This window comes from Bradyrhizobium uaiense (assembly GCF_010811875.1).
Lineage (GTDB): Bacteria > Pseudomonadota > Alphaproteobacteria > Rhizobiales > Xanthobacteraceae > Bradyrhizobium > Bradyrhizobium uaiense.
Genome location: NZ_VKHP01000345.1, coordinates 1 through 8172, shown reverse-complemented (window position 1 = coordinate 8172; position 8172 = coordinate 1). Strand labels below are relative to the sequence as shown.

The following is an 8172-nucleotide window of genomic DNA, read 5'->3' as shown; positions in this document are numbered from 1 at the left end:
ACTACGGCGACATGCGTGTCGGCGACGTGATCGAATGTTACCGCATCGAGACGATCCAGCGCTCTCTGTAAGTCCAAATCTTACGAAGCGCAGATCTTGACTGAAAATGCGACGACGTGGCCGGACTTTAGTCCGGCCACGAGCGCATTGCCCGATTGAAAGCAACGCTAAGACATTGATGCCCGCGGCCACGGCCTGCGGGCGTGACGGTTTTGGAAAAAGGTCATGCCCCGTCAAAAGAAGAGTTCCAGCCCCGGCGGCTCACAACGTCAGCTGCGCGTCGGCGAAACCGTTCGCCATGCAGTTGCCGAGATTCTGTCGCAGGGTGACGTCCACGATCCCGATCTCGAAGGCCACATCATCACCGTTCCCGAGGTGCGTATGTCGCCGGACCTGAAGCTCGCGACGATCTATGTGATGCCGCTCGGCGGCCGCGACACCGACACGGTGATATCAGCGCTCGAGCGCAACAAGAAGTTCCTGCGCGGCGAGATCGCACATCGCGTCAACCTGAAATTTGCGCCCGACATTCGCTTCCGCGTCGACGAGCGGTTCGACGAGGCGGCGCGCATCGAGAAACTACTGCGGACACCTGCGGTGCAGCGAGACCTTGCACCCGATTCGGACGACGAGTGATGACTGTGATGACGACCAACGGCGTTATCGACGCGAAGGATGCCGACGCGCGCGACGCTGAGCGGGACGCTTTTGCCGGGCAGCGCACCGACGATGCGCGCCGCACCAATAACGACCCGCGCCAGAAGCAGGGCAAGCAGAACCAGCAGCCGCGCCGCGACAAGCGCGATGTCCATGGCTGGGTGGTGCTCGACAAGCCGATCGGGATGACCTCGACCCAGGCGGTCGCCGTGCTCAAGCGCCTGTTCCAGGCCAAGCGCGCCGGCCATGCCGGCACCCTCGATCCGCTCGCCTCCGGCGGGCTGCCGATCGCGCTCGGCGAGGCCACCAAGACCGTGCCGTTCGTGATGGACGGCCGCAAGCGCTACCGCTTCACGGTGGCCTGGGGCGAGGAGCGCGACACCGACGACACCGAAGGACGGCCGGTCAGGACCAGCGATGAGCGGCCGACCGCCGATTCGATCCGCCAGCTGCTGCCGCGCTTCACCGGGGTGATCGAGCAGATCCCGCCGCAATATTCGGCCATCAAGGTGCAGGGTGAGCGCGCCTATGACCTGGCGCGTGACGGCGAGACCGTGGAACTGAAGCCCCGCCCGGTCGAGATTCACGAATTAACCCTTGTAGAACATAGCGATAATGGCCAGTCCGTGTTCGAGGCCGAGTGCGGCAAGGGAACCTATGTCCGGGCCCTGGCCCGCGATATGGGTCGGATTCTGGGCTGTTTCGGCCATATCTGCGCCCTGCGGCGGACCCTTGTCGGTCCGTTTACCGAGCGAGACATGATTCCGCTGGAACAGTTGGAGGCTTTATGCAATAGAGCCGCGTCTGGCGAGGGAAGCCTCGCCGACGCGCTTTTGCCCGTTGAGACCGCGCTGGACGACATCCCGGCACTGGCCGTCACACGGGCTGATGCGGCAAGGCTCCATCGGGGCCAGGCCGTTTTGTTGCGCGGACGGGATGCGCCCAATACCAGCGGCACAGTCTATGTCACGGTGGCAGGCCGACTTCTCGCGCTTGCCGAAATTGGCAATGGCGAACTCATCCCCAAGCGCGTGTTCAACCTGAACGGACTGACTGCCGGTCCGGCTCGCAACAATGAAAGTAACTGACGATGTCGATTACCGCCGAACGCAAAGCGGAAGTCATCAAGACGAATGCCAACAAGGCCGGCGACACCGGCTCGCCCGAGGTTCAGGTCGCGATCCTGTCGGAACGCATCAATAACCTCACCGAGCACTTCAAGAGCCACGTGAAGGACAACCATTCACGCCGCGGCCTCCTGAAGCTCGTGTCGACGCGTCGCTCCCTGCTTGACTACATCAAGCGCAAGGACGAGGCGCGCTACAAGGCGCTGCTCGAAAAGCACAACATCCGTCGTTGATTTGAGAAGCACGCGCGCGAGGTTTCGCGCGCGTTTTCGCATGGTCGTCCGCAAAGTCGGGCTTTCGAATTATCGAAAGATGATCATGCGCAGCATGGCAATGACGCCATGCCAACTAGCGTCCAGCAGCAATCCGGCCGCTGGACCGGGCAAGATGCCCAGATGACCGAAAGGATGGACGCCATCCGAAATCCAGGGACCATGGCAGGATCGCCGGATGCTGATCGCAGCAAGCGCATCAGCGTCTCGCCGTCTTGGCATGGTCTTTGTGTTTCAGGGCGCCGTGCTTTCGTGAAACCATGAAAGAAAACCGAAATGTTCAATTCGCATTCCGTCGAGATCGACTGGGGTGGACGTCCCCTCAAACTTGAAACCGGCAAGATCGCCCGCCAGGCCGACGGCGCGGTGATGGCGACCTACGGCGAGACCGTGGTGCTCGCCACCGTCGTCGCGGCGAAGGCGCCGCGCGAAGGCGTCGACTTCCTGCCGCTCACGGTCGACTACCAGGAGAAGACCTACGCTGCGGGCCGCATTCCCGGCGGCTATTTCAAGCGCGAAGGCCGTCCGACCGAGAAGGAGACGCTGGTCTCCCGCCTGATCGACCGCCCGATCCGCCCGCTGTTCGTCGACGGCTGGCGCAACGAGACCCAGGTGATCGTCACCGTGCTTTCGCACGACATGGAGAACGATCCGGACATCGTGTCGCTGGTCGCCGCTTCCGCCGCCCTGACGCTGTCGGGCGCACCGTTCAAGGGCCCGATCGGCGCCGCGCGCGTCGGCTTCGCCAATGACGAATACGTGCTCAACCCGACGCTCGACGAGATGACCGAGACCCAGCTCGACCTCGTCGTCGCCGGCACCGCCGACGCCGTGCTGATGGTGGAATCGGAAGCCAAGGAGCTCAACGAAGACGTGATGCTCGGCGCGGTCATGTTCGGCCACCGCCACTTCCAGCCCGTCATCAACGCGATCATCGAGCTCGCCGAGAAGGCCGCCAAGGAGCCGCGCGAAGTCACCACGATCGACAATTCGGAGATCGAGAAGGAGATGCTCGGCATCGCCGAGCAGGAGCTGCGCAAGGCCTATGCGATCCCGGTCAAGCAGGAACGCTACGCCGCGGTCGGCGCCGTCAAGGAGAAGGTGCTTGCGCACTTCTTCCCGGAAGGCCAGGAGCCGAAATACGACAAGCTCCGCGTCGCCGGCGTGTTCAAGGAACTGGAAGCCAAGATCGTTCGCTGGAACATCCTCGACACCGGCAAGCGCATCGACGGCCGTGACGCCAAGACCGTGCGCAACATCATCGCCGAAGCCGGCATTCTGCCGCGCGCCCACGGTTCGGCGCTGTTCACCCGCGGTGAGACCCAGGCGGTGGTCGTGACCACGCTCGGCACCGGCGAGGACGAGCAGTACATCGATGCGCTGTCGGGGACGTACAAGGAAACCTTCCTGCTGCACTACAACTTCCCGCCCTACTCGGTCGGTGAAACCGGTCGCCTCGGCGGCACCAAGCGCCGCGAGATCGGCCACGGCAAGCTCGCCTGGCGCGCGATCCACCCGGTGCTGCCGCCGCACCACGAGTTCCCGTACACGATCCGCGTGGTCTCCGAGATCACCGAGTCGAACGGCTCGTCCTCGATGGCCTCGGTGTGCGGCGCCTCGCTGTCGCTTATGGACGCCGGCGTGCCGCTGAAGCGGCCGACTGCCGGTATCGCCATGGGTCTGATCCTCGAGGGTCAGCGCTTCGCGGTGCTGTCGGACATCCTCGGTGACGAGGATCATCTCGGCGACATGGACTTCAAGGTCGCCGGCACCGACCAGGGCATCACCTCGCTCCAGATGGACATCAAGATCGAGGGCATCACCGAGGAAATCATGCGCGTCGCCCTTGGCCAGGCCAAGGACGGGCGCATCCACATCCTCGGCGAGATGGCCAAGGCCCTGACCGCGGCGCGCGCCGAGCTCGGCGAATACGCACCGCGCATCGAGACCTTCAAGATCGCCACCGACAAGATCCGCGAAGTGATCGGCACCGGCGGCAAGGTGATCCGTGAGATCGTCGAGAAGACCGGCGCCAAGGTCAACATCGAGGACGACGGCACCGTGAAGGTCGCCTCCAATGACGGCGAGGCGATGAAGGCTGCGATCAAGTGGATCAAGTCGATCGCCTCCGATCCGGAGATCGGCCAGATCTACGAGGGCACCGTCGTCAAGGTGATGGAGTTCGGCGCGTTCGTGAACTTCTTCGGCGCCAAGGACGGTCTGGTCCACATCAGCCAGCTCGCGGCCAGCCGCGTGCAGAAGACCTCGGACGTCGTCAAGGAAGGCGACAAGGTCAAGGTCAAGCTGCTCGGCTTCGACGATCGCGGCAAGACCCGCCTGTCGATGAAGGCGGTCGACCAGGAGACCGGCGAGGACCTCGAGGCCAAGCAGAAGAGCGACGCTCCGGCGCCGCGCGAAGCCGCCGGCGAGTAAGCCTGTTTGGAACGAATCAACGAAGGGCGGCCGAAAGGCCGCCCTTTTTGTTTGGTCCGATGCCTGAACGCGCGAGGCGCCCGCCTGGACGATGCGAGATTCCGACGCAGCGTCACAATGACCGTCTTCGAAACGGCTTAATGTGGCTTGCGCGTATCTCGCTATGCTCTGTCGCACGACAGGGCTTCAGGTCAGGAGGAATCGATGTCACCCATATCCCGCCGCCGTCTCGTGCTTGCGGCAACCACGGCTGCCGCGGTCGCAGCGGCGCCACGCTTCGTGTTCGCCCAGGCTGCTACGCAGGCCCCGGCCGGGCCATTCAAGATTGATCCGTTGACCTATCCAACCAATGCGCTGGAGCCGCATATCGACTCCAGGACGATGGAGATCCATCACGACCGGCATCATCAGGCTTACGTCACCAATCTCAACACCTTCGCCAAGGACAATCCGCAGATCGCGGAGAAGCCGATCACCGACGTGCTCGCCAATCTCGGTAACGTACCGGAAACGATCCGCACCGGTGTGCGCAACAACATGGGCGGCCATGCCAACCACACGATGTTCTGGCAGATCATGGGGCCGAACGGCGGCAAGCCCGACGGCGAGATGCTCGCCGCAATCGACCGCGACCTCGGCGGCATGGAAAAACTCCAGACCGACTTCAACGCCGCCGGCGGACGCGTGTTCGGCTCCGGCTGGGTGTTCGTCACCGTCACCAAGGACGGCAAGCTCGCGATCGAGACGCGGCCGAACCAGGACAATCCGATCATGGACGGCAAGCGCGCGCTGCTCGGCAACGACGTCTGGGAGCACGCCTATTACCTGACCTACCAGAACCGTCGGCCGGATTACCTCAAGGCATGGTGGAACACGGTGAACTGGAAGGCCGTGGCGGAGCGCTATGCGGCAGCAAAGGCCGGCACGCTCGGCGTGTGAGCCTGATGACGAAACTCGCCGGGCCGCGTCATCGTCCTGTAGACTGAGGGTCACGATAGCGCTCCGCGATTTCACGCGAGGCGCATCGCCGCCCGAGAGATCGACGATGACGCCACCGGTGATCCGCGCCGCCCGGCCGGACGAGTACGACGAGATCGCCCGCGTCTGGATGGAGAGCTGGGTCTCGACCGGGCTCGCCGAGGCCAATGATGCCCTGCTCTCCAATCTGCGCGAGCGCGTGCGCCACGAGATCGCGCAAGGCTGGAGCCTGTTCGTCGCCGACGACAACGGGACGCTCGCCGGCATGCTGGCGCTGCACATCTCCGGCCGTTACCTCGATCAGCTCTTCGTCGCACCCGGCTATCAGGGCAGGAGCATCGGGCGCCACCTGCTTGCCTTCACACGCGAGCAGATGCCCGACGAGATCTGGCTGAAATGCGCGCGCGGAAACGAAAAGGCCTGGCGTTGGTATGAACGCGAAGGCTTCTTGTACGAAGAGGAGAAGATCAACCCGCTGAACGGTCTGATGATGAAGTATTACCGGTGGAAGAGGGTTCGCGGCTGATTTGCCGCAGATGATCGCGTTGACCAGCATATCGATTTGAAACTGCCGTGCTCGGCCGGCCATCGTACGTTGCCAATTCACCGCAGACGCGCGATGAAGCGGGCGCAGTTCGTCCACGCCGAAGAAAGGCTCAAGCACCATGATCAAGCTGTACTGGTCGCCGCGCTCGCGCTCGTTCTCCGCCATCTGGCTCCTGGAAGAATCCGGCCTGCCATACGAACGGGTGCTAACCGATATCAGCACGGGCGCGCAGAAGTCGCCGGACTTTCTCAAGATCAATCCGATGGGCAAGGTGCCCGCGCTGACCGACGGCAAGGCCCAGCTCGCCGAGGCGGCGGCGATCTGTGCCTACATCGCCGACCGCTATCCCGAGACCAAGCTCGCACCTGCGACGAACGATCCGAAGCGCGCACGCTATCTGCAATGGCTGTTCTTCTCGCCGAGCTGTATCGAGCCGGCGCTGATCCAGCTCTTCACCAAGCTCGAGGTGCCGACCAGCACCGCGGCATGGGGCAGCGCGGCGCAGGTGTTCGACGTGCTCGACGCCGAGCTGCAGAAGGGGCCGTGGATCCTCGGTGACCAGTTCTCCGCCGCAGACATCGCGATCGGCGCCGGGCTGAACTTCGCCGTGCGCATCTTCAAGATGGTGCCGCCGCGGCCGTCGTTCGAGGCCTATATCGGCCGCTGCGTGGCGCGGCCCGCGTTCCAGCGCGCGGAGAAGATCGCGGCGGGGTAAGTTTCGAGTCTCTGTAGTCGCGTAGCCCGGATGGAGCGCAGCGTAATCAGGGGTCACGTCTTAACCTCCCCTTGAAAAGGGGAGGTCGCTTTGCTCGCGAGAGCAAAGCGGGTGGGGATCCGCTCTCTCCGCAGACGGCATCGCCTGCGGCCGACCCCCATCCCGACCTTCCCCCTTTCAGGGAGAAGGAGAAGAGATATCTGTTGCCGCTCGCGTGGCCTCCGAGCGACCTAACCCGGGACGACGCGCGGATCGACGTCCTGCGTGTAGTCGACGCCGTCGATGCCGAAGCCGAACAGGCGGAGGAACTGGCTCTTGTATTCGCCGAGATCCGCCAGTTCACCGAGTGTCTCGGTGGTGAGCAGCGGCCAGCGCCGCGACACTTCCGTCTGCACTTCGGGCGAAAGCTCCCAGTCGTCGACCCGGATGCGCTGCGCGTCATCGAGCGCGACGCCCTTGCCGAGGCCGGTGCGGAACAGGCGGTCGATCTGCTCGATGCAGCCTTCGTGCAGGCCGAGCTGCTTCATCACCTTGAACAGCACGGTGCCATAGAGCGGCACCACCGGAATCGCCGAGCTCGCCTGGGTGACCACGGCCTTGAGCGCCACGACGCGGGCCGCGTCGGGGCCAAGTCGGCCGCGGATCGCTTCCGCCTTGCTGTCGAGATCGACCTTGGCGCGGCCGAGCGTGCCGTTCCAGTAGATCGGCCAGGTCAGCTCGCTGCCGATATAGGTGTAGTTGAGCGTGCGGAAGCCCGGCGCCAGCACGCCGGCATCGGCGAGCTGGTCGATCCAGCGCTTCCAGTCGTCGCCGCCCATCACCGCGACGGTCGCCGCGGTCTGCTCCTCGCTCGCCGGCTCAAGGGTCGTCTGGAACACCTCGCCGGTCTCGGTGTCGAGCGTCTTGATCTCGACCGGGGCGCCCAGCGGCTTGATGACCGAACGATAGGTCTTGCCGGTGTCGGGATCGGTCCGGACCGGCGCGGCCATGCTGTAGACCAGCAGATCGAGCTGTCCGAATTTTTCGCGCACACGCTCGATGAAGGCTTTCTTCAGCTCGTCGGAGAAGGCATCGCCCTCCAGCGTGAGCGGAGAACGGCCGATCCTCTCGGCCTCGATCTCGAAGGCGCGGTTGTTGTACCAGCCGGCGCTGGCGCTTCTCTTTTCCGACGGCTCGCGCTCCAGCGACACGCCGATCGTGTCGGCGCCGCCGGCGAAGGTCGCAACGATGCGGCTCGCGAGGCCATAGCCCGTCGAGCAGCCCAGCACGGCAACCCGCTTCGGGCAGTCGGCGACCGGGCCCTGCTTGAGGACATAGGCGATCTGTTCGCGGACATTGGTGGCGCAGCCGACGGGATGTGCCGTCGTGCAGATGAAGCCTCGCACGCGCGGTTCGATAATCATTCCCACCCCATTTTCGGATCGTTGCAATATCCCCATTCGC

The 8172-nt window shown here is 64.1% G+C and carries 8 protein-coding genes; 7 read left to right on the top strand and 1 reads right to left on the bottom strand.

Translation table 11 applies throughout. The features are described 5' to 3' along the window. Positions 1-225 precede the first annotated feature (225 nt). From rbfA to FNJ47_RS42980, 7 genes are all read left to right on the top strand, one after another. Entirely contained in the window at positions 226-636 is a 411-nt protein-coding gene (gene rbfA, locus FNJ47_RS43010; RefSeq protein WP_163162443.1) for a 30S ribosome-binding factor RbfA, read from the top strand. Next, the gene (truB, locus tag FNJ47_RS43005; RefSeq protein WP_163162441.1) at positions 636-1745 is read left to right on the top strand and encodes a tRNA pseudouridine(55) synthase TruB; all 1110 of its coding nucleotides are present in this window, start codon (positions 636-638) and stop codon (positions 1743-1745) included. The genes rbfA and truB overlap by 1 nt, the downstream gene beginning before the upstream one ends. A 2-nt stretch (positions 1746-1747) precedes the next feature. Next, positions 1748-2017, top strand: a complete 270-nt coding sequence (gene rpsO, locus FNJ47_RS43000) for a 30S ribosomal protein S15 (protein ID WP_016844725.1) — start codon at positions 1748-1750, stop codon at positions 2015-2017. Positions 2018-2332: 315 nt separating this feature from the next. Continuing rightward, positions 2333-4489, top strand: a complete 2157-nt coding sequence (pnp, locus tag FNJ47_RS42995; protein WP_163162439.1) for a polyribonucleotide nucleotidyltransferase — start codon at positions 2333-2335, stop codon at positions 4487-4489. 204 nt (positions 4490-4693) lie between these two features. After that, positions 4694-5428, top strand: coding sequence for a superoxide dismutase (locus FNJ47_RS42990; RefSeq protein WP_163162437.1), 735 nt, complete (start codon positions 4694-4696; stop codon positions 5426-5428). Between the two features lie 106 nt (positions 5429-5534). Then, positions 5535-5993, top strand: a complete 459-nt coding sequence (locus FNJ47_RS42985) for a GNAT family N-acetyltransferase (RefSeq protein WP_163162435.1) — start codon at positions 5535-5537, stop codon at positions 5991-5993. 139 nt (positions 5994-6132) lie between these two features. After that, positions 6133-6729, top strand: a complete 597-nt coding sequence (locus tag FNJ47_RS42980; protein ID WP_163162432.1) for a glutathione S-transferase family protein — start codon at positions 6133-6135, stop codon at positions 6727-6729. A 230-nt stretch (positions 6730-6959) separates the two neighbouring features. On the opposite strand, the gene fabV is transcribed toward FNJ47_RS42980, so the two are convergent. After that, the gene (fabV, locus tag FNJ47_RS42975) at positions 6960-8132 is read right to left on the bottom strand and encodes an enoyl-ACP reductase FabV (protein WP_163162430.1); all 1173 of its coding nucleotides are present in this window, start codon (positions 8130-8132) and stop codon (positions 6960-6962) included. Positions 8133-8172 lie beyond the last annotated feature (40 nt).

Bases quoted from the DNA above. Each gene is read 5' to 3' on its own strand.
- rbfA (WP_163162443.1), top strand. From the start codon at position 226: ATGCCCCGTCAAAAGAAGAGTTCCAGCCCCGGCGGCTCACAACGTCAG.
- truB (WP_163162441.1), top strand. From the start codon at position 636: ATGACTGTGATGACGACCAACGGCGTTATCGACGCGAAGGATGCCGAC.
- rpsO (WP_016844725.1), top strand. From the start codon at position 1,748: ATGTCGATTACCGCCGAACGCAAAGCGGAAGTCATCAAGACGAATGCC.
- pnp (WP_163162439.1), top strand. From the start codon at position 2,333: ATGTTCAATTCGCATTCCGTCGAGATCGACTGGGGTGGACGTCCCCTC.
- FNJ47_RS42990 (WP_163162437.1), top strand. From the start codon at position 4,694: ATGTCACCCATATCCCGCCGCCGTCTCGTGCTTGCGGCAACCACGGCT.
- FNJ47_RS42985 (WP_163162435.1), top strand. From the start codon at position 5,535: ATGACGCCACCGGTGATCCGCGCCGCCCGGCCGGACGAGTACGACGAG.
- FNJ47_RS42980 (WP_163162432.1), top strand. From the start codon at position 6,133: ATGATCAAGCTGTACTGGTCGCCGCGCTCGCGCTCGTTCTCCGCCATC.
- fabV (WP_163162430.1), bottom strand. From the start codon at position 8,132: ATGATTATCGAACCGCGCGTGCGAGGCTTCATCTGCACGACGGCACAT.